General features: G+C 66.8%; 20 protein-coding genes. 7 read left to right on the top strand and 13 right to left on the bottom strand.

Features of this window, described 5'->3' with window-relative positions:
• Nucleotides 1–52: 52 nt before the first annotated feature.
• A complete protein-coding gene (locus tag AC1Q6P_RS19005) occupies nt 53–2,059 on the top strand; it encodes an SDR family oxidoreductase (RefSeq protein ID WP_492665475.1) in 2,007 nt (668 codons plus the stop codon).
• A gap of 72 nt (nt 2,060–2,131) precedes the next feature.
• Here the strand turns inward: AC1Q6P_RS19005 and AC1Q6P_RS19000 are convergent, their stop codons facing one another.
• The 4 genes from AC1Q6P_RS19000 to AC1Q6P_RS18985 form a co-directional block, all read right to left on the bottom strand.
• Nucleotides 2,132–2,599 (bottom strand): GyrI-like domain-containing protein, encoded by a 468-nt coding sequence (locus AC1Q6P_RS19000; protein ID WP_492665476.1) that lies wholly within the window; start codon nt 2,597–2,599, stop codon nt 2,132–2,134.
• A 154-nt stretch (nt 2,600–2,753) separates the two neighbouring features.
• Nucleotides 2,754–4,319, bottom strand: coding sequence for a methyl-accepting chemotaxis protein (locus AC1Q6P_RS18995; RefSeq protein ID WP_492665477.1), 1,566 nt, complete (start codon nt 4,317–4,319; stop codon nt 2,754–2,756).
• Between the two features lie 408 nt (nt 4,320–4,727).
• A complete protein-coding gene (locus tag AC1Q6P_RS18990; RefSeq protein WP_492665478.1) occupies nt 4,728–5,165 on the bottom strand; it encodes a PaaI family thioesterase in 438 nt (145 codons plus the stop codon).
• 186 nt (nt 5,166–5,351) lie between these two features.
• Nucleotides 5,352–6,596: a glycerophosphodiester phosphodiesterase gene (locus tag AC1Q6P_RS18985; RefSeq protein ID WP_271010299.1), complete on the bottom strand. Its 1,245-nt coding sequence runs from the start codon at nt 6,594–6,596 to the stop codon at nt 5,352–5,354.
• A gap of 134 nt (nt 6,597–6,730) precedes the next feature.
• On the opposite strand from AC1Q6P_RS18985, the gene AC1Q6P_RS18980 reads away from it, so the two are divergent.
• On the top strand, nt 6,731–7,285 hold the full coding sequence (locus AC1Q6P_RS18980; RefSeq protein WP_492665479.1) for a GNAT family N-acetyltransferase: 555 nt from the start codon (nt 6,731–6,733) through the stop codon (nt 7,283–7,285).
• A 35-nt stretch (nt 7,286–7,320) separates the two neighbouring features.
• Nucleotides 7,321–9,090 (top strand): ABC transporter ATP-binding protein, encoded by a 1,770-nt coding sequence (locus AC1Q6P_RS18975; RefSeq protein ID WP_171826826.1) that lies wholly within the window; start codon nt 7,321–7,323, stop codon nt 9,088–9,090.
• A 51-nt stretch (nt 9,091–9,141) separates the two neighbouring features.
• Here AC1Q6P_RS18975 and AC1Q6P_RS18970 read toward each other — a convergent pair whose 3' ends face one another.
• The 4 genes from AC1Q6P_RS18970 to AC1Q6P_RS18955 form a co-directional block, all read right to left on the bottom strand.
• Nucleotides 9,142–9,963, bottom strand: a complete 822-nt coding sequence (locus AC1Q6P_RS18970; RefSeq protein ID WP_492665480.1) for a substrate-binding periplasmic protein — start codon at nt 9,961–9,963, stop codon at nt 9,142–9,144.
• Nucleotides 9,964–10,007: 44 nt separating this feature from the next.
• Nucleotides 10,008–11,570 carry a methyl-accepting chemotaxis protein gene (locus AC1Q6P_RS18965; protein WP_492665481.1) on the bottom strand — a complete coding sequence of 521 codons (1,563 nt, stop codon included), beginning with the start codon at nt 11,568–11,570 and terminating at the stop codon, nt 10,008–10,010.
• A gap of 229 nt (nt 11,571–11,799) precedes the next feature.
• Nucleotides 11,800–12,789, bottom strand: coding sequence for a 2-dehydropantoate 2-reductase (locus tag AC1Q6P_RS18960; RefSeq protein ID WP_492665482.1), 990 nt, complete (start codon nt 12,787–12,789; stop codon nt 11,800–11,802).
• A 100-nt stretch (nt 12,790–12,889) separates the two neighbouring features.
• The gene (locus tag AC1Q6P_RS18955) at nt 12,890–13,465 is read right to left on the bottom strand and encodes a DUF7010 family protein (protein WP_492665483.1); all 576 of its coding nucleotides are present in this window, start codon (nt 13,463–13,465) and stop codon (nt 12,890–12,892) included.
• 200 nt (nt 13,466–13,665) lie between these two features.
• Between AC1Q6P_RS18955 and AC1Q6P_RS18950 the strand changes: the two genes are divergently transcribed.
• From AC1Q6P_RS18950 to AC1Q6P_RS18935, 4 genes are all read left to right on the top strand, one after another.
• Nucleotides 13,666–14,904, top strand: a complete 1,239-nt coding sequence (locus AC1Q6P_RS18950) for a CaiB/BaiF CoA transferase family protein (protein ID WP_492665518.1) — start codon at nt 13,666–13,668, stop codon at nt 14,902–14,904.
• A gap of 105 nt (nt 14,905–15,009) precedes the next feature.
• A complete protein-coding gene (locus AC1Q6P_RS18945; RefSeq protein WP_492703293.1) occupies nt 15,010–16,083 on the top strand; it encodes a sensor histidine kinase in 1,074 nt (357 codons plus the stop codon).
• On the top strand, nt 16,080–16,862 hold the full coding sequence (locus AC1Q6P_RS18940; RefSeq protein ID WP_492665485.1) for a LytR/AlgR family response regulator transcription factor: 783 nt from the start codon (nt 16,080–16,082) through the stop codon (nt 16,860–16,862). The genes AC1Q6P_RS18945 and AC1Q6P_RS18940 overlap by 4 nt, the downstream gene beginning before the upstream one ends.
• Before the next feature lie 180 nt (nt 16,863–17,042).
• On the top strand, nt 17,043–17,324 hold the full coding sequence (locus AC1Q6P_RS18935; protein ID WP_102768342.1) for an HU family DNA-binding protein: 282 nt from the start codon (nt 17,043–17,045) through the stop codon (nt 17,322–17,324).
• 225 nt (nt 17,325–17,549) lie between these two features.
• Here the strand turns inward: AC1Q6P_RS18935 and AC1Q6P_RS18930 are convergent, their stop codons facing one another.
• The 5 genes from AC1Q6P_RS18930 to AC1Q6P_RS18910 all read right to left on the bottom strand — a co-directional run bounded on the left by AC1Q6P_RS18930 (nt 17,550) and on the right by AC1Q6P_RS18910 (nt 24,446).
• Nucleotides 17,550–19,934 carry a M4 family metallopeptidase gene (locus AC1Q6P_RS18930; RefSeq protein WP_271010292.1) on the bottom strand — a complete coding sequence of 795 codons (2,385 nt, stop codon included), beginning with the start codon at nt 19,932–19,934 and terminating at the stop codon, nt 17,550–17,552.
• A gap of 99 nt (nt 19,935–20,033) precedes the next feature.
• Nucleotides 20,034–20,660, bottom strand: a complete 627-nt coding sequence (locus AC1Q6P_RS18925) for a PEP-CTERM sorting domain-containing protein (RefSeq protein ID WP_492665486.1) — start codon at nt 20,658–20,660, stop codon at nt 20,034–20,036.
• A gap of 287 nt (nt 20,661–20,947) precedes the next feature.
• Nucleotides 20,948–22,018 carry a collagen-binding domain-containing protein gene (locus tag AC1Q6P_RS18920; RefSeq protein WP_492665487.1) on the bottom strand — a complete coding sequence of 357 codons (1,071 nt, stop codon included), beginning with the start codon at nt 22,016–22,018 and terminating at the stop codon, nt 20,948–20,950.
• A gap of 185 nt (nt 22,019–22,203) precedes the next feature.
• Nucleotides 22,204–23,598: a DUF2325 domain-containing protein gene (locus AC1Q6P_RS18915; protein ID WP_492665488.1), complete on the bottom strand. Its 1,395-nt coding sequence runs from the start codon at nt 23,596–23,598 to the stop codon at nt 22,204–22,206.
• Nucleotides 23,599–23,672: 74 nt separating this feature from the next.
• The gene (locus tag AC1Q6P_RS18910; RefSeq protein ID WP_492665489.1) at nt 23,673–24,446 is read right to left on the bottom strand and encodes a TonB family protein; all 774 of its coding nucleotides are present in this window, start codon (nt 24,444–24,446) and stop codon (nt 23,673–23,675) included.
• Nucleotides 24,447–24,472 lie beyond the last annotated feature (26 nt).

Genomic DNA, 24,472 nt, shown 5'->3' with positions numbered 1-24,472 from the left:
GTCAAGAATCCAGGCACAAGAGTTCTCGCACCCCTACGCAGGAGACATGCACATGCAGCAGTATTTCGTCACCGGAGCCACGGGCTTCATCGGCAAGCGCCTGGTCAAAAAGCTGCTGGCCCGGCGCGGCAGCACGGTTCACTTCCTGCTGCGCGAAGAAAGCCGGGACAAGCTGCCCGAGCTGCTGGCCTTTTGGGGCCTGGCCAAGAACAGCAGCCGCGCGCTGCCGGTGTTCGGTGACCTAACGGGCAAGAAGCTCGGTGTGGCGGCGGAGGACCTCAAACGCCTCAAAGGCCAGATCGACCATGTCTTCCATCTGGCCGCGGTCTACGACCTCAAGGCCGACGAGGCCTCGCAAGTGGCGGTGAATGTCGACGGCACGCGCAGCCTGGTCGAGTTTGCCCAGGCCATCGAGGCCGGTCATGTTCACCATGTTTCGTCCATCGCCGCGGCGGGACTCTACGAAGGCGTGTTCCGCGAGGACATGTTCGACGAGGCCGAGGGCCTCGATCACCCCTACTTCATGACCAAGCACGAGAGCGAGAAGATCGTGCGCAAGGAGTGCAAACGGCCCTGGACGGTCTACCGCCCGGCCATGGTGGTGGGCGACTCCAGCACCGGCGAGATGGACAAGGTCGACGGCCCGTACTACTTCTTCAAGCCCATCCAGCGCCTGCGCCAGATCCTGCCGCCCTGGATGCCCTCGATCGGCCTGGAAGGCGGGCGCGTCAACATCGTGCCGGTCGATTTCGTCGTCAACGCGCTCGACCACATCGCCCACCGTGAGCGCAAGAGCGGCGCCTGTTTCCATCTGGTCGACCCGGTGGGCTACCGCGTCGGCGATGTGCTGGACATCTTCTCCAAGGCCGCGCATGCGCCCAAGATGAATCTCTTCATCAATGCGGCCCTGCTCGGTTTCATTCCCAAGAGCGTCAAGAAGGGGCTGATGGCGCTGGCGCCGGTGCGGCGCATCCGCAATGCGGTGATGAAGGATCTCGGCCTGCCCGACGATATGTTCACCTTCATCAACTACCCGACTCGCTTTGATTGCCGTGAGACCGAGGCTGCGCTCAAGGGCTCGGGCATTGCCTGCCCCAATCTGCATGACTACGCCTGGCGGCTGTGGGATTACTGGGAGCGCCACCTCGACCCCGATCTGTCGATCGACCGCAGCCTGCGCGGTGCCACCGCCGGCAAGGTGGTGCTGGTGACGGGCGGCTCCTCCGGCATCGGCTTGGCGGCGGCCAAGAAGTTTGCCGAAGCCGGCGCCATCACCCTGATCTGCGCCCGCGACGAGATCAAGCTGGCCGAGGCCGTGAAGGAGATCCGCGAGGCCGCCGGCGCGCAAGCCCAGGTGCACGCGTTCTCGGCCGACATTGCCAACGAGGAGAGCTGCGCGGCCATGATTGCCGCCATCACCGAACAGTTCGGTGGTGTCGATTTCCTGATCAACAACGCAGGCCGCTCGATCCGCCGCGCGATCGAAAGCAGCTACGACCGCTTCCATGATTTCGAGCGCACCATGCAGCTCAACTACTTCGGCTGCCTGCGCGTGACCATGGGCCTGCTGCCTGGCATGGTGGCCAAGAAGAAGGGCCATGTGGTCAACATCTCCAGCATCGGCGTGCTGACCAATGCGCCGCGCTTCTCAGCCTATGTGGCCAGCAAGGCCGCGCTCGATGCCTGGACGCGCTGCGCTTCCAGCGAATACGCCGACTTGGGCGTGACCTTCACCACCATCAATATGCCGCTGGTGCGCACGCCCATGATTGCGCCGACGCAGATCTACAAGAACGTGCCCACGCTGGCGCCAGAAGAAGCGGCCGATATGGTGGCGCAGGCCTGCATCGCCAAGCCGGTGCGCATCGCCACCCGTCTGGGTATTACCGGCGAGCTGATGCATGCCCTGGTGCCGCGTGTCGCGCAGATCGTCATGAACACCAGCTTCCGCATGTTCCCTGACAGCGATGCGGCCAAGGGCGCCAAGCCCGGCTCCAAGCCGCAGCTGTCTGCCGAGGCGATCGCCCTGCAGCAGATGATGAAGGGCATTCACTTCTGAGCCTCGAAGCGGGTGCCACGAGTCTGGTGGCGCCCGCTGTTCGAACCGAGCCTCAGTGCACGGGGTCTCTATCTAGTCTTTCAGGCCGATGCAGATCTGCACATGGCCCGGGCCCAGATAACGCTCCAGGTCCACGCCGTAGGCGCGCTCGGGCGCGCCCGGCTGCTCGAAATAGGCCCAGACCTCGCCCCAGGTCTGGATCAGGGCCTCGGGCAGAGTGCCCTGGGCTTCAAAGACCAGGTAGCGGCCGGCCGGCACCTGCAGGCGGCGGTCGGTGGTGGCTCCGGCATTGACCTTGCGTTCTTCCGCGTTGTCAGGCGCCCGGATGCCAGCCAGCACGCGGTAGTCCGCGTGGTGGCGGTCGGCGTAGTCGAAGTAGGCCCCGAACACATCACCTTGCAGGCCCGAGCCCGCAAAGTCTTGCCAGAGCCGGCCGATGCGCGCGCGCTCGGGGTGCTGGTGGTCCATTTCAGCGGCGTTGCTGGTGCGGCAACTCAGGCCGAGGAGTTCAAAGGCGGGGAGGGTTTCGACGTGGGGCATGGCGCACGGTGCAGTCTGCTGATGGGCTTGGGAGCGAAGTAGCCCCGATCATCGTTGCAGACGGCGCTGGCGTGCGGCCTGGGCGGCCGTTGAGCTGCGGTAGTAATCACGCGACCTTGCTGGCCGCAGTGGCAAGGCGCTCCGCGGCGCGGCTTCAGTGCCGGCCTGGCTCGGCGCGGAAGATGGCCAGGGCGCGCACCAGCTGATCGGCCTGGTTGCGCAGGCTTTCGGTGGCGGCGGTGGATTGCTCGACCAGGGCGGCGTTCTGCTGCGTGACCTGGTCGAGGTGGGTGACCGCCTCGGTGACCTGGCCGATGCCGGTGCTCTGCTCGCGGTTGGCCTGGCTGATGCTGGTGATCAGCTGGCTGACCTGGCTCACTTGCTGGACGATCTCGCCCATGGTGCGCTCGGCATCGCCGACCTGGCGGGCGCCGTGCTCGACCTTTTCGACGCTGTCGCTGATCAGGGTCTTGATCTCCTTGGCCGCCTCGGCGCTGCGCTGGGCCAGGCTGCGCACCTCGGCCGCCACCACGGCAAAGCCGCGGCCTTGCTCGCCAGCGCGCGCCGCTTCCACGGCCGCATTCAGTGCCAGGATGTTGGTCTGGAAAGCAATGCCGTCGATCACGCCGATGATGTCGTTGATCTTGCGGCTGGAGGCGGTGATGCCTTCCATGGTGCGGTTGACCTGGCCGACCACCTCGCCGCCTTGTTCGGCCACGCGGCTCGCATCCTGGGCCACCTGGGTGGCCTGGTGGGCGGTGTCGGAGTTGTTACGCACGGTGGAGCTCATCTGCTCCATCGAAGCGGCCGTTTCCTCCAGGCTGGACGCCGCCTGTTCCGTGCGGGCGCTGAGGTCGTTGTTGCCTTGCGCGATCTCGCTGCTGGCGGTGCGCACGGTCAGCACCTGCTCGCTGACGTCGTCCACGATCCAGCGGAACATCAGGCCCAGCTGGTTGATGGCGCGCATGCTCATGCCAATCTCGTCGACGCGGTCCATCTGGATGTTGGAGTGGGTATCGCCCGCTGCAATGGCGCGAGCCTGCGAGGCGAGCAATTCGACCGGCGTTGAAACCTGGCTGTGCAGCCACCAGGCACTCAGGCCGCAGCTCAAGGCCAGGATGCCCGCCAGGCCGGCCAGCGCGCCCGTTGCCAAGCCGAGCTGGCTGGCGGCCAGCAGGCTCAGCACGGGCATCAGCAAGGCGCCGGCCCAGATGCGGGTTCGCACCGACCAAGTCTGCAGTCCGCGTGAAAACACGCCACGCAGACCGCGTCGCACGATCAAACCTTTGTGGAAGCTCAAGTCACCGGCCTGACCCTGACGAAAGGCGGCATAGAGCGCTTCGGCGGTCTGGATTTCAGCGCGCGGCGGTTTGGTGCGCACCGACATATAGCCGACCACGCGGCCGTGGCGCTCCACCGGCGTGGCGTTGGCGCGCACCCAGTAGTGGTCGCCGTTCTGGCGGCGGTTCTTGACCAAGGCGGTCCAGGACTGGCCGCCCTTGAGCGTGGCCCACATATCGGCGAAGGCTTCCGCTGGCATGTCGGGGTGGCGCACCAGGTTGTGGGGCTGACCGAGGATGTCGGCCTCGCTGTAGCCACTGACGGCCACAAAGGCGCCGTTGGCATAGGTGATGTGGGAGTTGACATCCGTGGTGGACATCAGGGTGGCATCGGCCGGGAAGTCATATTCCCGTTGGCTGACCGGCTGATTGTTGCGCATGACAAACCTTGTGTTGTGGGCGCGGCTCTCGGCGCAAGGACACCGGTGTTGGCCGCTGGATGGCTGAACCACGCACAGGCCTGAGACTGCTCCGTCTGGGTGCAAGTCAGACCTGATGGATGGAGGACCTCTTCCCTGATCCGGCGTCGCCCATTCACTTCTGCAGGAGGTGAGGCGGGCAGGCCGGGAGATCCCCTGGCGTTATCGGCAGTGTGACAAACTTGTGAAGGCGCGTGTGTGCGAATTTCGCACCTCTGTCGCTCCAACCGAATGCCGGTGCAGTGCCTGCAAGGTGGCGAGCAGCAACTGGCTGCCAAAGCCTGCCAAAGCCTGCCAACAGCAGGGCCGGTGAGCAACCTGTGCTCGACTCGGTGAAGCTCCGCTCCATGGGGTCAGGTCTTGTGGGCCTCAGTCTTTGCGCGGAATGGCGTAGGTGCCCACCACATGCGCGACCGGCTCATCGCTGCCCTCGGAGTACAGGCTGACCTCGCCCACCGCCAGGGTTCGGCCCAGCTTCATCAGGGTGCAGACGCCGAGGATGTCACGGTCACCGGCCGGCTTGCGCAGAAAATTGATGTTCAGGCTGGTGGTCACCGTCAGTGGCACGATGCCGATCTCGCCAAGAATGGCCACGTACAAGGCCACATCGGCCACGGTCATCAACACCGGCCCGGACACGGTGCCGCCGGGCCGCAATTCCGAGTCACCGACCGGATGCCGCACGGTCGCGCTGCGCGGCCCCAGCGCCTCGATGCTGCATTTGGATTGCGGAAACTCCCGGGCCAGAAAGTCGGCCAACTCGGACTGGCTTGGGCGTGGAAGCTGGGGAGTCGAGCGCGTCGTCATGTGCGGAAGGAGTCAAACCGAGTTGGCCTGATTTTGATCCCATGTCGTCGATTGACGGGGTCGCTGCCACAAAAAGCACAGACGGCCTGGCCTGATCTTGCGGACGCCCCCATCCGCGGCCTCGGCGAGCACCATGTAAAACGGGGCCGATTGGCCCCGTTTTTGTTCCTGGCGAATGCGACGGACTCAGCCCGCCTTGTGCTGCTTGCGGCGGCGCACCCAGGCGCCCATGCCGGCCAGGCCAGCGAGCATCAGGGCGTAGCTCTGCGGCTCTGGCACGGCGGCGATGGCGGCTACGGCCGCGACGCCGAGGTCGGGTTGGTCGGTGAAGAAGCCGTCCATGCCCAGATCCACAAAAGCCTTGATCTGGCCGGTCAGGTCGCCGAAAGCGGCGGGGTCGGCGCTGCTGTCGAATTCATTCGGCAGAAAGGCATTCTCGGCGCGGAAGGTCCAGCCATGCACGATCAGACCGCGCTGGTGGGCATTGGCGATCAGCTGGGTGGGGGCACCGAGCTTGCCATTGGCCAGGGCAATCATCAGATTGGTGTTGGAGCCCACGCCATCGGCATAGCTCTTGATGAAGTCCAGGCCGGCAGCGGAGGCCAGTTCGGCGTAGCTGCGGTTGTCGTCAAAGGGGCGGCCGCTGCCGTTGAGCAGCTGGGCGATGCGGATGTCGGTCTTGCCGTTGATGTACTGCAGATTGCCGACTTCGAAGGACTGGATGAACACCGGCGCGTTGCGGTCGTTGCCGTAGTTGGCGTGCAGGGTCTCGACCAGCTTGTCTTCCATGCGCTTCAGACCGTTGGCATCGGTGAAGTTCTTGAAGTAGGTCGGGTGCTTGGTCTCGGGATAGATACCGATGGTGCGGCCGGTCTCGATGGACTTGGCCTTGGCCAGGTCGATCACCTCTTGCAGGGTCGGGATCACGAACTGGTTGTTGTAGCTGTTGTTGCCGGTGCGCAGATCGCGCAGACGTTCCTGGGCGCGGATGTCGCTGCGGATCTCGGCGGCCGTGAAGTCTTCGGCAAACCAGCCGCCGACCTTCTGGCCGTCCACGGTCTTGACGGTCAGGCGGTTGGCGTACTTGCTCAGCTCCCAGACATTGGTGCTGCTGTCGGTGCGGTTCAGCACCGGCGCACCGTTGACGAGCTTGATGCTGCCATCGGCATTCAGGTCCACACGGGCCAGCAGAGGCTCGTGGCGGGCCAGCAGCTCGCCGTCCTTGGTCATGACCAGATCGGGCTCGATGAAGTTGGCGCCCTGGGCGATGGCCAGGCTGTAGGCCTCCAGGGTGTGCTCGGGGCGGTAGCCCGAGGCGCCACGGTGGCCGATGACGATGGGGGCGTCACCGCTCAAGGTGTTCCAGGCTTGGGCAGGCAGGGCAGTGCCCAGGCTCAGCAGGACGGCAAGGCTCAGGACAGAGGCTTTCATGAGGTGGAGCTCCAGAGAATGCAAAGAGGAAAGAAGCCGGCAGCATGAAAGCCGGCGATGACGTGGCCATGAAATGAGCCGCTCTGCGCCCTGGTCCGAACGGCTCACGCCCGGCGCTTGCTAGAGTGCGCGCCATGAGCACCGATGACTTGAGCTGGCACCAGCTGGAAGACGTGGACGCGGCCCAGCTGCTGGCGTTTGAACTGCAGCACCGCGCCTTTTTTGAAGCGCGCATCAATGCCCGCGCGCCGTCCTACTACCGGCTGGAGGCCGTGCAGGCCTCGCTGGACGAGGCACGCGCGCAGCGCCTGGCCGATCAGGCCTACGGCTTTGTGCTGCAACTGGGCGGCGAGATCGTCGGCCGCATCAATCTGACGGCCGTGCAGCGCCAGCATTTCAACCGCGCCCAACTCGGCTATCGCATCGGAGAACCCTGGCAGGGCCGCGGCATCGCCAGCCGGGCCGTCGCCCAACTGCTGCAGCGGGCGCGTGCCGAGCTGGGCCTCTGGCGCATCGAGGCCGTGGCGCGGGCCGGCAATCTCGGCTCGGTGCGTGTGCTGGAGCGCAATGGCTTCACGCCCTACGGCCGCACGGCGCAGAGCATGTGCATCCAGGGCGAGTGGCATGACCAGATCCTCTTTGAGTGGCGCAGCGGCGAGGCGCCGCATCTGCAGCCAGCGCCGGTCTGATGCCACTCGAATCAACAACCCTTGCCCAGTTCCCCATGCATCCCCTGAAACGCCTGCTTGCCTATGCCCAGGGCCACCGCCGCGAGATCCGTGCGGCCACGCTGTACTCCATCCTCAACAAGTTCTTCGATATCCTGCCCGAGGTGCTGATCGGCGCCGCGGTCGATGTGGTGGTGCGCGGCGAGCAGAGCTTTCTGGCCAAGAACATCCTGGTCGGCGTGGGCATCACCGACACCTGGCAGCAGCTGCTCTTCCTCGGTGCGCTGAACATGCTGGTGTGGATGGGCGAATCCTGGTTCGAGTTCCTGCTCGAACTGAAGTGGCGCGGCCTGGCCCAGAACATCCAGCATGAGCTGCGCCTGGACACCTACGGCCATGTGCAGAAGCTGGAGCTGGCTTACTTCGAGAATCAGCGCACCGGCTCGCTGATGTCCATCCTCAACGACGACATCAACCAGCTCGAGCGCTTTCTCAATGGCGGCGCCAACCAGATCATCCAGGTGGTCTGCTCCTCGCTGATGGTCAGTGCGGTCTTCTTTGCTCTGCAGCCAGGCCTGGCCCTGATCGCCCTGCTGCCGGTGCCGGCCATCCTGTTCGGCACCTTCTGGTTCCAGAAGCGCCTGGCGCCGCGTTATGCCGAGGTGCGCGAGGCGGCCGGCGATGTCTCGGCCCGGCTCAACAACAATCTGCTGGGCCTGGCCACCATCAAGGCCTTCGCCACCGAAAAGCTGGAGGCCGATCACATCGCCCAGGCCAGCCAGGGCTATCTGCAATCCAATGCGCGCGCGATCCGCCTGAGCTCGGCCATCACCCCGGTGATCCGCATGGGCATCCTGGCCGGCTTCACCGCCACCCTGGTCTACGGCGGCTGGTTGACGATTCACGGTGATCTGGCCGTGGGTGCTTACTCGGTGCTGGTCTTCCTGACCCAGCGCCTGCTCTGGCCCATGACCCGCCTGGCCGAGGTGGCCGATATGTACCAGCGCTCCATGGCCGCCACCCAGCGCGCCCTGGGCTTGCTGGACACCCCCATCCGCATCGCCTACGAGGGCGAGCATTTCCCGGTGGCGCAGGCGCGCGCGGCCCTGCGCTTCGAAGGCGTGGGTTTTGCCTACGCCGAGCAGCCCACGCTGCAGGACCTGAATCTGGAGGTGCCGGCCGGCCAGACCGTGGCCTTTGTCGGCAGCACCGGCTCGGGCAAGTCCACCCTGGTCAAGCTGCTCTTGCGCTTTTATGAGCCGCAGCAAGGCCGCATCCTGTTCGATGGCCGGCCGATCTCGGAGCTGAATCTGCAGGACCTGCGCCGCTGCATCGGCTATGTCGCCCAGGACAGCTTCCTGACCGACGGCACCATCGCCGAGAACATCGCCTACGGCATGGCCGAGGCCAGCGACGCGCAGATCCATGAGGCCGCGCGCCTGTCCGAGAGCCTGGAGTTCATAGCCCGCCTGCCTTTGGGCTTTGCCACCCGCGTCGGCGAGCGCGGCCAGAAGCTCAGCGGCGGCCAACGCCAGCGCCTGGCCCTGGCCCGCGCGATCTTGAAGAACCCGCCGCTGCTGATCTTGGATGAGGCGACCAGCGCCGTCGACAACGAGACCGAGGCCGCCATCCAGCGCTCGCTGAACGTGGTCAGCCAGGGCCGCACCACGCTCGTCATCGCCCACCGCCTGTCCACTGTGCGCCAAGCCCATTGCATCCATCTGCTGGAGCACGGCCGCATCGTCGAAAGCGGCACGCATGAGCAGCTGCTGGCGCGCGGCGGCGCCTACGCGGCGCTGTGGCGCCTGCAGACGGGCGAGCTCTGAGCGACGCCGGAAGGCGCGCTGAGCTTCAGGGCTGAATTTCAGGGATGGGCTTCAGGGATGAGGCAAGGCCTGCCGCAGCTCGGGCGGCAGGTCGGCGCCAAACCATTTCAGGGCCAGGCGTGCCAGCTCGCCCTGCTGGCGCAGTTGCTGCAGGCCCTGGCTCAGCTGGTCCAGCGCGGGCTTGGGCAGATTGCGCCGGGCGAGCAGGTGGTAGGGCTCGCTTTGCAGCGCCGGCAGCAGCACCCGGACCTCGTGCTGCACGCCCATGCGCTGCACGGTGTACCAGGCATTGCTGAGCGGGAAGTAGAAAAAGCGCCCGCGTCCGGCCAGCAGCATGCGCAGATTGGCCTCGGTCGTCAGCCCGCGGGCGTGCAGATGCAGCCCGCCCTTGGCCTGCAGCAGGGGCAGGCGTGAACTGTCGTAGTTGAGCAGCACCAGGCCTTGCTCACCGAGCGCCCGCAGCGCCTCCCAGCTGCGCACCTCGACCGGGTCATCGGCGCGTGCCAGCAGCACATAGGGCATGTTGTAGAGCTCGGGTTGCACGAAGACGAAATCCTGGTCGCGCTCCTCGGTGTGGGTGAGCGCGCACAGCAGGTCCAGCTCGCCGTTCTTGACCTGTTGCAGCAATCGCTTTTGCGGCAGTGCTTGCTCGACCAGCTGGATCTTCAAGCCCGTGCCGCGCTGGTTCAGCGCCGCGATCACATCCGCGCAAAAGCCGCTGTGCATCTGCGGGCCATGCTGCAACCATTTCGGCGCGCCGCCCTGTTCGGCCGCCGTGCGCAAGAGGTAGCGGGTGTTGGCTTCACCGTGCGGGGCGGCATGGGCCGTGGTGCACAGGCTGCCCGTCAAGGCCCACGCCGTCAGCCATGCCATGCAGGCACGGACTGTGACGGCCGGGCGCCCTGCCGCTACGGGAATCATTCCCGCCGCCGTGCGGCCGCGAGGCGGAACTTGGCCATGTGGTTCACCAGGGTATGCGCCTGCTGTTTCAGGCCTTCGGCCGCGGCCGCCGATTCTTCGACCAGCGACGCGTTCTGCTGCGTCATCTGGTCCAGATGGCCGACGGCCTGGCCGATCTCGCCCAGGGTGCTGGCCTGGGCGCTGGTGGCACTGGAGATCTCGGCCACGATATGGGTCACGCGTTGCACGCTCTGCACCGCATCGGCAATGGTGGCGCCGGTGGCGCTGACCAGCTTGCCGCCAGCCTCCACCTTCTCGGCCGAGGCGCCGATCAGGCTCTTGATCTCACGCGCCGCCTGCGCACAGCGCTGGGCCAGGGCCCGCACTTCGCTGGCCACCACGGCGAAGCCGCGCCCCTGTTCGCCGGCACGGGCCGCTTCCACGGCTGCATTCAGGGCCAGGATATTGGTCTGGAAGGCAATGCTGTCGATGACATTGGTGATGTCGGCAATGCGGGCCGAGGACTGCTGGATGTCGGTCATGGTGTCCACCACCTGCTGCACCATGGCGCCGCCGCGGTCGGCCACGGCCGCAGCCGATTTGGCCAGCTCGTCGGCCTGACGCGCGGCCTGGGCATTGGCCTGCACGCCTTCGCGCAGCTGCATCATGGCCGCCCCCGTTTGCTCCAGGCTGCTGGCGGCCTGCTCGGTGCGGTTGGACAGGTCCATATTGCCGCTGGCGATCTCGCTGGAGGCCATCTGCACCTGCTCGGCCACATGGCGCACATCGGCGATCGTCGCGCCCAGCTGGGCGCGCATCTGGTCCAGCGATTCGGCCAGCTCGGCCAGCTCATCGCGGCCCTGCACGACGACCGCCTGGCTCAGATCGCCCTCGGCGATGCGCGCGGCCATGTCGCGCGCCTGGTCCAGCGGTGCGGTGATGCTGCGGGTGATGGACAGGGCGATCCAGACGCCGCAGGCGGCCGCACCGATCAGCAGGCCGGTGATCAGCCGGAAGGCCGATCGCGCCTGGTCCTCGGCCACATCGCGGGCCTGTTGCAGCTCCTTGCGGCTTTGTTCGGCATAGCCGTGGATGGGCTCCAGATAGGCCTCCATCGCCGGGATCAGCTCGCCCACCACACGGGCACGCACGTCGGTACCCGCAGCCTTTTGCTTGCCGATGTCGTCGCGCAGCTCCTGGTAGCGCTTGCGGGCCTGGTCGATCTGGGCCTTGATGCGTTCGCTTTCCGCGGATTTGGGCAGGTCGCCCAGGGCGTCCTGGATCTTGTCGACCCGGGCGCTGACTTCCTTGGACTTGGCGGTGAAGGCCTTGACAAAATCGGCATCGTCCGACCAGATGGTGATGATGCGGCGCTGGATGTTCGATTCGGTCAGCCCGGCCCAGCTGCGCGCCAGGTCCAGGGCTTCCATGTCGACATTGACCAGGCGCTCGATCCGGTCGTTGAGCTGCTGGATGCGCCAGATGCCCAGCGCCGATCCGGCCAGCAACAAGCTCATCACCAGGGCAAAGCCCGTCAGGACGCGCGCTTTCAGGCGCATCGATTGCACGACAGCAAGCATGGGGGTCTCCTTCGCAGTCTCGGCTGCGGACTTCGGGGTTCGTTGTGTTGCTCGCTCCCTGCGAACACTCTATTGCGCGAGGGGCGGCAAGCCCAGCCCCATCGACACCATTTCAGAACCCTGAGATCGACATCCACATGCCTTCTCTTGAGCGCACGCAGCACCGCCGGTGCGCTCTGCAGCTTGTGTCGAGTTCAATCGACAGCTGCGCCGCGCCGCTGCTTTCGTTTCAGGCCAGGCCGCGCGTTTGCGCCATCAAGCGCGTCAGGCCTAGCATGCCGTCGGTGAAGGGCGTGGGCAGTTGGAGATGGCGGCCGATTTCGCTGACGGCGCCGACCAGCGCATCCAGCTCCAGCGGGCGGCCCGCCTCCACATCCTGCAGCATCGAGGTCTTGAAGGCGCCCAGCTTGCGCGTCACGGCATGGCGCTGCTCGGGCGTCTGCTCGACGGCGCAGCCGATGCGCGCGCCGATGGCGGCAGCCTCCAGCATCACATTCGTCACAAAGCCGCGCACCTGCTCGTCGTCGAGAATGCGGTCGCAGGTGGCGCCGGTCAGGGCCGAGATCGGGTTCATGGTCATATTGCCCCAGAGCTTGAACCAGATGTCGCGCTGGATGCGCTCGGACACCGTGGCGTTGAAGCCCGCGCGGCCCAGCAGCGCCGCCAACTCGTTGATGTGGGCCGGCTGGCCGCCGGCCGGGTCACCGAGGATGAGCCCCATGCCCATCACATGCTTGACCAGGCCGGGCTCGGGCGTGGCGCAGCTTGCGTGCACCACGCAGCCGATCACGCGATCGGCCGGGATCAGGCCGGCCACCACGCCGCCGGGGTCCACCGATTCCAGGCGCAAGCCCTCCGCCTCGCCGGGCAGGCCTTGGAAGAACCACCAGGGCACGCCGTTCATGGCCACCAGCACGCGCGTCTGCGGGCCCAGCAAGGCCTTCACCGCGGGCGCCACGCTGGCCAGGGCCGGGCCTTTGACGGCCAGCACAATCAGGTCGGGCTGGCCCAGCTCCTCGGGTTTGTCGCTGGCGCGCAGCGGCACCTGGATGCGCTCGCCGCTGACCAGGTCCATGCGCAGGCCACCGTGCTGACGCAGGGAGGCCAGGGTGGCGCCGCGGGCCAGGGCACTGAGTTCCACCTCGGCACCCAGATGTTGCCCTACATGGCCGGCGAACCAGCCTCCGATGGCGCCCGCGCCGACGATGCAAATCTTCATAGACAAATCTCAAGCCACCCAGCGAGGGCGCTACTGCAATCACAACGTGGGCAGTCTCGCACAGGGGCGGCGCCGGATTCCTGCGTGGCGCCGCCCGGGTTCAGCGGGCCTGCAGGGCGCGCCAGCGCCGCTCCTGCACGGCGATGGTGATGAGGTAGATCGCCACCACCACGGCCGGAATCGCCACGAAGCGTTGAGCCGGGAAGGCATACCAGGCGCCCACGCAGAGCAGGGCCCGAGCGATGGCGTGGAAGGCACCGATCCAGTGCTGGATGATCCAGCCGTAGGGCAGCCACATCAGGCCGGCCAGCACGCCGAAGCTCAAAGGCAGGGATTCGTGGTTCTGCGAGGCCCAGGGCAGGGCGATGGTGAAGACCAGCAGGCTCATCAGCATGCCGGCCATGAAGAGGCGATCGAACTCGTTCCTGGGCCGGCCTTTGGCGAAAAAGTTTTCGCCGGTCAGGCGCGACAGCCCCATGCCCAGATAGAAGATCGAGCCGGTGGCGATGTAGAGCGTCACCACCGCCTGAAACGGCGTGCCCAGGGCGCCGACCAGGCCGATCAGGCCCCAAGCCAGGGTGCCAGCCAGCGGCATGGCCAGGCCGCGGCGGTGGCTGAACTCCTCGCGCTGGGTCTCCAGGCTGCGCTGCTCGGTGAGGGGGCTGTGAACGGTCATGGCGTCTTCCTTGCTTGACGGGATCGTTGATGGCGCCATGGTGCCGGCCGAGGTGAAGCGCTGTGGCAATGAGGCGACGAATCGACAGCTGCCGGGATGCGAAGCCCGGGAGAGCGATGAAGGGTGGCCCGGCTTGCGACAATGTGGGCCCCCTGTCCAACGCTCCGCAGCCCCCGTTGGCCCTGCCGGGCTCGCCGATGATGTCGATGAATGAGTCTTCTGTGTCTGATGCGCCGCGCCTGCCATTGAGCGGCCTGCGCGTGATCGAGTTCACCCACATGGTCATGGGCCCGACCTGTGGCATGGTGCTGGCGGATCTGGGGGCCGAGGTGATCAAGGTCGAGCCCTTGGCCGGTGACAGCACGCGCCAGCTGCTCGGCTCGGGTGCCGGCTTCTATCCGCTGTTCAACCGCAACAAGCTCAGCCTCAGCCTCGATGTGAAAGACCCGCGCGGGCTGGAGATCGTGCTCAAGCTGGTGGCCGGCGCCGATGTCTTCAGCGAGAACTTCAAGAGCGGCACCATGGAGCGCCTGGGCCTGGGCTATGAGGCCTTGAGCCGCCTGAACGAGCGCTTGATCTATGTCTCGCACAAGGGCTTTCTGCCCGGGCCCTACGAGCACCGCACGGCGCTCGACGAGGTGGTGCAGATGATGGGCGGCCTGGCCTATATGACCGGCCGCCCGGGCGATCCGCTGCGTGCCGGCAGCAGCGTCAACGACATCATGGGCGGCATGTTCGGCGCCATCGGCGCCCTGGCCGCCTTGCAGCAGCGCCACCAGACCGGGCGTGGCCAGCAGGTGCAGTCCAGCCTGTTCGAGAACAACATCTTTCTGGTCGCCCAGCACATGATGCAGTTCGCCGTCACCGGCAAGCCGGCGGCGCCCATGCCCGAGCGCATCTCGCCCTGGGGCATTTACGACGTCTTCACCGTGGCCGGTGGCGAACAGATCTTTCTGGCCGTGGTCGGCGACACGCAATGGGCCACCTTCTGCCAGGCTTTTGACTTTGGCGATCTGCAGATGGATGAGCGCCTGCTGACGAACAATCTGCGCGTGCTGGCGCGCGAGTGGCTGATCCCCGAGCTGCGCCACCGCCTGCTGCCGCGCGCGGCCGCAGAGATCGCCGCCGTGTTCGAGGCCGCCGGCCTGCCCTTTGCTCCCATCACCCGGCCCGAGCAGCTGATGGACGACCCGCATCTGCTGGCCACCGGTGGCCTGGCCCCCATGACCCTGCCCGACGGCCGCGCCACCCGCGTGCCCTTGCTGCCGCTGAGCCTGGACGGCGAGCGCCTGGGCTTGCGCCGCGACCCGCCGCGCCTGGGTCAGCACAGCCGCGCGCTGCTGCGCGATCTCGGCTATGCCGATGCGGCCATCGAAGCCCTGGTCAGGGAGGGCGTGCTGGGCGTGCAGGGCGAGGCGGCACCGGCCGATTTGGGGTGACTTGCGCCTGGCTTGGGGTGAACCGACCCGCGTTGCGGTGAAGCCTGGCGTCGGCTGCGGTAAGGTGCGGCCATGGAGAACTCGATGAGGCCAGCGCCTCCATTCATGGCCGCTTCGGCCGCAGCCCGGCAGCGCTTCAGCTGGGGCTTTGCCGCGGTGATGCTGGCCGTGGGCCTGCTGCATAGCATGTCCGAGCTGCAGCAATACCGGGCCGGCGGAGGCCAACATCCCTGGGAGCCCTTTCTCTGGGAGCTCAGCTCCACCTTGCTGACCGCCCTGCTGGCGCCCTTGATCTATCGCCTGCACGCGCGCAGCCGGCGGCAGCAGGGCTGGTTGCCAAGCCTGGGACTGCATCTGGCCGGTGCGCTGGGCTACACCTTGCTGCATGTGACGGGCATGTTCGGCCTGCGCTTTGCCGTCTATGCCGCGACGGGTGTGAGTTATGAGCCCGGCCATCCGGCGGACATCTTGCTTTATGAGGCCGGCAAGGACCTCGTCAGCTATGGCTTCATCGTCGGCCTCTGCCATGGCCTGCAGCTGCACGAAGCCAGTCGCCAGCGCGAGCAAGACCTGCTGCGCCTGCAGACCGAGCTGGCCGAAGCCCGCCTGAACCGCCTGGCCGAGCAGATCCAGCCGCACTTTTTGTTCAACACCTTGAACCTGATTTCCTCGGTGATGTACGAGGATGTGCCGCGCGCCGACCGCATCGTCTGCGATCTGGCCACCCTGTTGCGCCAGGCCCTGACGGCGCAGGAGAACAGCCGCCACACTCTGGCCGCCGAGCTGGCCCTGGTGCGGCCCTATCTGGCCATCATGCAAGCCCGCTTCGGCGAACGCCTGCAGGTGCAGGTGGATGTGGAGGAGGCCGCCAGCGTCTGCCTCTTGCCCAGCTTGCTCTTGATCGCACCGGTGGAAAACGCCATCACCCACGATGTGGCGCACAGCGCGGGCCAGGTGCAGGTGCGTGTGAGCGCGACACTGCGCGAGGGGCGCTTGTGCTTGCAGGTGGCCAACAGCGGGCGCGCGCCGGAACGCAGCGAGCGCCCGGGCTCGGTGGGCCTGAGCAACACCCGTGAGCGTCTGCGCGTGCTTTACGGCGATGCGGCCCGGGTGCGCCTCAGCGCCGATGGTGCCGGTGGCAGCTTGCTGGAGATCGAATTGCCGGAGCAGCGCGCATGAGCGAGGGGATGGAATCGCGGCCCGACGCCGCGCCGCTGCGCGTCTTGATCGTGGACGACGAACCGCCGGCCCGTGCCAAGCTGCGCCGCCTGCTGAGCAGCCAGCCCGGCATCGACCTGCTGGCCGAGGAGGCTGGCGATGCCGAGCAGGCGCTGCAGCTGGTGCACAGCCACCGCCCCGATGCCCTGTTTCTGGACATCCAGATGCCGGGGCAGAGCGGCCTGGAGCTGGCCTTGGCCTTGCCCGAGGACACGCTCTGTGTGTTCTGCACCGCTTTTGACCAGCATGCCGTGCGCGCCTTTGATCTGCATGCGGTGGACTATCTGCTCAAGCCCTTCACGCCCGAGCGTCTCGCGGAAAGCGTGCAGCGCCTGCGGCAGCGGCGCACAGCGCTGGCGCCCAAACCCGCTGAAACTCAGCGTCAGGGCTGGCTCAGTGCCTTGCAGCAGATCCAGCCGGTGCCCGGCCATTGGCTGGTGCCGCAGCGCGGTGGTGGGCTGTTCAAGCTGCCGCTGGCCGAGATCGAATGGGTGGCCGCGGCCGACAACTACATCGAGCTGCACGCGCCGCCGGCCTGCCATCTGGACCGCTGCACCCTGGCAGACTTCCTGGCCCACGCCAGCGTGCAAGGCCGCTTTGTGCGCGTGCATCGCAGCCATGCCATCAACCCGGCCCATGTGCAGGGCCTGAGTGCCCTGCCACGCGGCGAGGCCGAGCTGCAGATGCGCTCGGGCGCAAGGCTGCGGGTCTCGCGCAGCCACCGGGCCCAGCTGGGCTGAGGTCGCCGCCTCGAAGCCGCGAAGAAAAACGCGCCGAAGTGTCAGAAATTGCAAGCAAAAAGGCTGGCGGCAGGGCTTCAAGCGCCTGTTTTCGGGGCTTGTGGCGAGCAAGTCCTCGGACGCAACGATAATCGCCCTCCCCGCAAAGGGATTTTCTTTTCCGTACCCACTGGATATCTGATGAACAAAAGTGAACTGATCGAAAGCATCGCCACCAAGGCTGGCGTGACCCGCGCCGTCGCCACGTCGACGCTGGACGCCACCCTGGCCTCGATCACCGAAGCCCTGGTTGCCGGCGACACCGTGGCCATCCTCGGCTTCGGCAACTTCAAGGTCAGCGAGCGCGCTGCCCGCACCGGCAAGAACCCCGCCACCGGCGAAGCCCTGGAAATCGCGGCCGCCACCGTGCCCAAGTTCACCCCGGGCAAGGCGCTCAAAGACGCTGTGAACGTCAAGAAGTAAGCAAGTAGCCAATGCGCTGGGGCCAGCTTCGGCCGGCTCCGACGAAAAGACAAGGGCGCTCGTCATCGGACGGCGCCCTTTTCTTTGTGCGCTCGGCATGAGCAAACACCTGTGGCTACGCCCGGCCGGGCAAAGCCATAGACCATAAAAAAGGCCTCCCGAGGGGAGGCCTGTTTGAACCGAGAGAAGGGACCGGCGCGCGCAGCGCCGGTGCCGCTTTCAGGCTCAGGGGGTGCAGCGATACACCTTCACGTCATCGACATACCAGCCGATGTTGCCACCGCAACCGTCGGTGGACATCTCGAAGCGCAGCTTGACTTTGTCATTGGGCTTGGCAAAGCGAGACAGGTTGACGATGGAGCGACCCCAGGAGCCGCTTACCGAACCACCGTCCGTGCCCGAGAAGGCGGCTTGGCCGGCCAACGGGTTGTCGTTGCCTTGGGCGACCGTTTTCAGGGTCGTGTTGTAGGCGTTGTAGACAAAGTCCGAGGCGGCGATCAGCTGCCAGGCACCGCCATTGACGCTGATCTTCAGATTGCCGCCGTCCCAGGTGGACTCGGTGGCGACCCAGTGATCAAACGTCAGCTTCGGTGCTGCGGCATCGGCCGTGATGGCGAACTCGGGGCTCTCGATGCGGACGACGCCCGCTTCGTTGCCGCCGGGGCTGCAGGTGCCGATATTGGGGTCGGCAGCAAACAGGGCATAACCCGGGCGTCCGTTGGGCAGCTTGGTCACCACGCCCCAGTTGCGAGGTGTGAACTCGGGGTTGCGGCCTTGGTAGCTGACTTGCCAACGCACACCGCCGGCCTTGCCGCCGTCGAAGCTGTCCGACAGCAGCGGAGCCACATTGCCGGTGGGGCACAGGGCTGGTGGCGACTTGGCCAGCAGGGGCACAAAGTTGCACTGCGACGGTGGGGTGCGCAGCTCAACGGCTTGGGCCATCTTGCCAATCTGCGCGCAGTCCTGGGCGTTGATGACCTCGCCCGAGGGAGCGCCAGTCTTCAGGTCGTTCAGGTTCTGGCCGGTCAGGTCGGTGCAGGACTGAGCCAGGGCGTCGGCGTGATCGGCGAAGCCGCTGGCCGGGCCTTGGTACACGCTTTGGGCGCGGTAGTAGATGTGGGCGGCCTTGGTCAGGCCGATCGGGAGGATCGTCTGACCGTTGTAAGTGCCGCCGTCCACCAGCAGGGCGTAACCATGGTTGGGCACGCCGGAATTGCTGTGCACGCCACCGGAGTCGCCGGTGCTGCAGCGGTAGCGGGTGTCCGTCACCTTGGCCGGGTGGCCGTAGCAGGTCGGGTTGTACATATCGCGGATGGCGCCGCTGAAGGCGGTGGCATCTTCGCCCATCAGCCAGCGCACCGAGTTGTCGGTGCCGGGCACTCCACCGACCTTGGTGAAGACCGTGCAGGCGCCAGCGGTACGGGCCGCATCGGGAACGTCGGTGCCGCGGCTGTTCAGGCGGTCCACGGTTTCACCCCAGATGTCGGAGTAGGCCTCATTCAAGGCGCCCGGTTGCCATTGGTAGATCAGGCCGTGGGTGTACTCGGTGTAGGCATGACCCCATTCGTGCGCGGTCACGTCGTCGGTTGTGGTGCCCGGGCAGAAGGAGATGTAGGTGCCGTTCCAGGACGCGTTCGGGCAGAGGTCGCCGCGGTTGAAGATCGAGTCCATGGTCTTGCCCTTGCCGTCAAAGGCGTCGCGACCGAAGGCGTTCTTGAACATGTTGTAAATGTCGGCAGAGGCGGCAATCATGTTGTCAGCCTCGACGGTGCCGGTCGGGAATGCCTGGCCTTCCACCCAGAACGGTGAGTTCGGGTAGTTGGGCACCGGCGGCAGCTTGCCCTGGCCGTCGAAGGCGCGGCGGTTCATGGACTCATGGATGCCGCTGATCTTGTCGATCACCTTGCCGGTGTGGGCATCGACGTACACGAACTCGCGCACATCCTGCTTGTTGCCCACTTCGACCTGCCAGGCCAGGTGGTTGATGCCTTCCACGCCCTTGGCCAGACCTTCGCGGAAGATCATCAGGGTCGGGGTGCCGGCGCTCAGGCGAGTCGGCCGCTTCAGTTCGGCATTGACGGCGGTCACGGCGATCTTGCTGGCCTGCTCAGCCGTGCGGCTGGGCGTGGCCTTGACGTTGATGCCGGGGATGAAGGTGCCGTTGACGACCACCAGATTGTCGGCGGCGTCGTAGTGGGCCTTGAGTTCGCCGCCGAACACCGGCAAGCCTTGGTAGACCTGCTGGTAGCTCAGGCGGGTGCTGCCTTGGCGGTCCTTGCTGATGGCCGGGGCCGACAGTTCGCTGCTTGCGTCGCGGATGCCGAACAGCGCGGCGTACTCGTTCAGGAATTGCACCGTGGCGGTCTGCTTGGCGGCATCGCCGACGGCACTGGCACGGGCAGCCAGCTTGGCGCCGGCCGGCACGCGCACAAAGCGGGCAGCACCGGTGGCGGCATGGTAGGACACATCAGCGCTGCTGCCGGTGGCAGTGGCCAGTCGGTCCAGGGCTTCGCGTTGGCCGTTCAGGGCGTTCTGTGCCTGCGCTTGGCTGGCCAGGGCCAGGCCCATGGACAGGGCCAGCAGGGACAGCTTCTTTTGGTTTCGGGTCATAAGGTCTCCGGAGCGCGGTGGCTTCACCGCATCAACATGGATGGAAGAATCGGCGGCATCGAGGCGGGCGCTTTCGGTGCGCCCGCCGCTATGGGGCGATCAGTGTTGCGTGGCGCTGCTGCGGCGGCGGGCGAGGGTACCCACGCCGATCAGGCCCAGGCCCATCAGGGCCCAGCTGCTGGGTTCCGGCACCGGGGTGACCGAGCCTACGGTCAGGTTGTCCACGCTGGCGTACAGCGTGGCGCCGGGTGCGCTGATGGTCAGCGAGCTGATGACCTGGGTCGAGGCGAAGCCGCGGAAGCTGTCAGCCGCGCTGGCCGGGGTGAAGGTGGTGGTGGTGCCGTCGCTCAAGGTCAGGGTGACCGCAACCTGCTGGAACTCGTCCGACAGGTTGACATTGAAGAAATCGCCGCCCACGGCGGTGACATTGCCGCTGGTGAAGGTGATGGTCAGTGCCTGGTCGGGCAGGCTGGTGCCCAGGACGGAGCCCGATGCGTACAGATCGCCGAGAGAGCTGATGCTGTAGCTGAAGCCGCCCGAGCTGAAGCTCAGGTTGGCGCCGCTGGCCGGGCTGCTCAGGCCGGTGAACGCCTCGGTGTAGCCAGGGCCGCTCAGGCCGGCCAGGAAGGCGGCCGAGTTGGTGTAGGTGGTGGTGTCGGCGAACGACGGTGTGGCCAGGGCGGCCAGCACGGCGGCCGTGACAGCCAGGCGGTGTGCAGTCTGCATTCAGATTCCCTCGATCAAATGGATGAGACGAACCCCAGAAGGTTCTCGTGCCTTCGACGTTCTCACGTGACGCAAGTCACGGAAAGGGGGGAAGCACTAGGAGTGAAGTGCCTGTCCTGAAAACGCGGGATGCGGCATCACCGGATTGCGAGATCGTCTGTTTTGTGGTTCCTCTTCCCGAAATGGCTCAACTTTGAGTGGACCAAGGAGCAAAAAAAAGAGCTCCCGAAGGAGCTCTTGTCTTGTGATGCGAGGGGCATGGGCACCGAGGGCCCTGACCCTGTGCTTCAGCGCACCCGGCGGCGGCGGGCGACGAAACCGATCACGCCCAGGCCGGCCAGCAGCATGGCGTAGCTGCCCGGCTCCGGCACGGCCGAGACCAGGGGCGAGTAGCCGATTTCCAGATTGCTCTTCAGGCCCAGGGCCATGAGCTGGCCTTCGAGGTGGCCGCCGCCGGTGCGTTGCTCGCCGCCGTAGACCAGGGCGTAGGGCGCCAGGATGCTACCGCCGACAAAGCTGCCCACGGTCACATCGGTGGCCTTGCTGAAGTTGAACAGCACATTGCTGTTCAGCGCGTCCAGCTGGGTGGCGGGATTGCCCCAGGGGTCCAGGCCGCCGATGGCCACATTCTGGGTCAGTTGGCCGCCGGCAAACAGCACGGCATCGCTGCCGGTGTAGTTGATCACCACGGTGGCGCCGGCCTTGATGCCGCTCAGGCTCAGATTGCGGAAGGTGGCAGTGTTGACGTTGAAGACTTCAAAGTCAGCGCCGGTGCCGACGAAGCTGATACCGCTGATCTCGGTCTTGCCGTTGGCGGTGTAGCTGCTGATTTGCGTCTTGCCGGTGGCGTTGAGGCTGCCCAGCTGGGCGGTGGTGTTGCGCAGGGTGGTGGCCGCGGCGTTGAAGTCGATCAGGCCGCTTTGCTGACGCAGGTCCAGCGAGGCGGAAGAGCCCGCCTTGCTGCCGCCGAACACGCCGTAGCTGTTGCCGTATTGGCTCAGGCTTTGGTCCCAGTAGGGCAGGTGGGAGCCCTTGGTGGAATCGACGCCGTCCGGCGCATTGCTGTAGATGCGGCCGCCCTGGAGTTTCACATCGCCGCCGACCACCAGGGCCGGGCCCGTCACCGTGGACGGGGTGCGGTAGTTGATGGACAGGCCATTGGCCCGCAGATTGCCGCCGACCGCCATGCGGCCCTCGATGTCATTGGCCTGATCGACATTGCCGAGAATGAAGGCGCTGAAGCCCTTGGCGGCGCCGAAGTCGATGGTGGGCACGGCGTGCGCGGCGCCGGCACCCAGCAGCGCCAGGGCTGCAGAAACCAGTTGGAGGCCAGTCTTGAGCTGGGTCGTCTTCTTCATGGTCAGTTGCTTCACTCGATTCCCTTGTTTCGGTTGCGCTCTCTCGAAAAGCCTGTGTTTTCGAGCTGAATAAATTCTAGGAAGCGTTCCCGTCTGCGGGTATCCCCGGATTCAAGTGGTATTGCATTGGTTTGTGCGCTATGCACGGAAGTGCGGCACTTGACGCTCCGGCTTACCGTCACAACTCATGTCGCGTCGTCGGCTGCAGTTGCGGAACTGCCGGCCTCCAGCGCACCCAGCGCCCGGCGCAGGCTGCTGGCGCTTGGCGATTCGACGTAGACGCAGCGCTTGCCGTGGCGTTTGCAATGGTCCTTGACCCGCCAGTAGGCGTCGTGGCTGATGCAGCCGGTCTGGCAGATCACCAGGTCGGCGGCGGCCAGGCTGGCGTCGAGCTTGGCGACAGCGTCTTCTTCGCCGCCGTCATGGTGCAGAAAGCGGCCGCCCGTGCCCTCGATCAGCTGGCGGTAGATGGGCACCACGCTGGGCCGGCCGCCGACGCAGAGCACGGCGCGTTCGCCCAGGTCGGGCGAAGGCGAAGACGCAGGCTCGGGCGCAGCGTTCGCCACCGGCTCGGCCGGCGCGAGCGTCTGAAGGCGCTGCAGCTCGGCCTGGCTTTCACGCTGGCGCTGCTCGGCCAGGGCGGCGTCCTGGCGGGCGCGCAGCAGGGCGCGTTCGAGATCCTGGATGCGGCTGAGTTGATGGCGGATCTGCTCGGCCTGCTCCTGGCGGTGGCGCAGGCCCGGCGCGGCGGCTTCGAGCGCCTGCATGTCCTCGCGCAGGCTGGCGAGCAAGGTGTCGCGGCCCAGCAGCTGGGCGCGCAGCTGCACCAGCTCGGCAGCCTGGCGCTCCTGCGCCGCGGCGCGCTCCTGCAGCACCCGCTGGCTGCGCTGCTGCACGCGCGCCAGTTCTGCGGCCAGCACTGCGTTCTCGTCGACCAGGGCTTCCAGCCGGCCCAGATCGGCGCGGTTGGCGGCGCCCACCTGGTGCTGCAGCATGTGGATGTCGCGCAGCACCTGTTCCTGCAGGCTGTGCTCGCAGCGCGCGTGGGTCAGGGTGGCCCAGAAGCAGGCGGCCACATCGAGCGGCGGCTCGCCCTCGCGCAGGGGCTGGCCCTGGGCCGCCGCGGCCCACCAGGCGGCCAGGGCCAGGGTGGTCTTGCAGGTCGCCGCCAGGCGCAGGGTGCGGATGAAGCGCTGGTCCAGCTCGCGCTGCAGCAGCTCGGCCACATCGCTGCGCTGGCCGCAGGCGTCGATGGCCAGGCAGTGCAGCTCGTAATCGTTGGCGCGCGGGTTGATGCCGGGCAATCGCCCCAGGCGGCGCCGCAGCAAGGGCATGGGCAGGCAGACGCCGATCACCGGGCACAAGGCCTGGCTGGGCAGCTCCCAGAGCCGGCGTCGGCGCGAACCCAGGCGGTGCTCCTCCGCCGCGGGTTCTTTGGGCAGCGCCGGCTTGCGGGCCAGTCCGCCGAGCAGGGCGGGAGCGGCCGAGCCGGTTTGGGCTTCGCCCTCGATCAGGGCGGTGAAGACATTGGGGCTGTCACACATGCGGGTCTCCTTGTTGGCGATGTAGGCGAGGGACAAGTCGAGGGAAGGAACAAGGGGGTGCGAGAACTCAAAAGGGGCGGACACGAGAACGGTCTGCACTGCCGCTGCGCTCAGTGCGGCGACTCGGAGCTGGTCGGGTTGCCGCCGCCGCTGCCGCGCTGCAAGGCAAAGCGCACCGGCACCTCCACCCAGCTGCTCAGCGCCTGCAGCTGCTCCTGCGTGCGCGCCTGGGCCGGCACATAGCGGCAGGCCAGGGCCAGGGCTTGCGCGGCCTGGTCCAGCAGGCGCCAGCCGCTGCCGCGTTGCACGCGCACCTCGGCCGCCCGGCCGTCTTCGGCCACCTGCACGCGCAGCAGCACTTGGCCCTCGATGCCGCGTTCGCGCAGCGCCGCCGGGTAGAGCCGGGCCGCCTGGCGCGCGGCGCAATCGCCATGCTCGGCCGGCAGCTGCGCCGGGCTGCCGATGTCGACCGGATGTGCGGGCATGGGCCGGGCGCTGACAGGGCTGGCTGCCGTTTGCTGGGCCACCGCGGCCAGCAGAGGCAGGTCTGCACGGGCCTTGCTGGCTTCGGCTTCGAGCGTCACAGGGGCACTGACGAGAGAGGGGGCCTGTGGCATCGCCTGCAACACGGGCAAGCTCGGGGCGGCAGCCAGGGAAGGCCTTGGCGCCCGCTCAGGTCGGGGCGCCGGAGCGGAATCCTGCGTCTGCGGAATCCTCTGCGGCAGCAGCGACACGGCAACCGTCATCGGTCGCGCCGCAGGCGGGCTGGCCGGCCGCCCCTGCAGCGCCCAGGCCAGGCCCAGCACACCGCACAGATGGGCCGTCAGCACCAAGCCCAGCAGGGCCGGGCGGCGCGGTGTGGCAAAGGCAGGTGTCTTGTGCATCGACATGGGCTCCTGGCGCTGGCCGT

This window comes from Roseateles sp. GW835-FHT13E02 (assembly GCF_058794035.1).
Note: the sequence above shows the minus strand (reverse complement) of the source record. Positions and strands in the feature narration are given on the sequence as shown.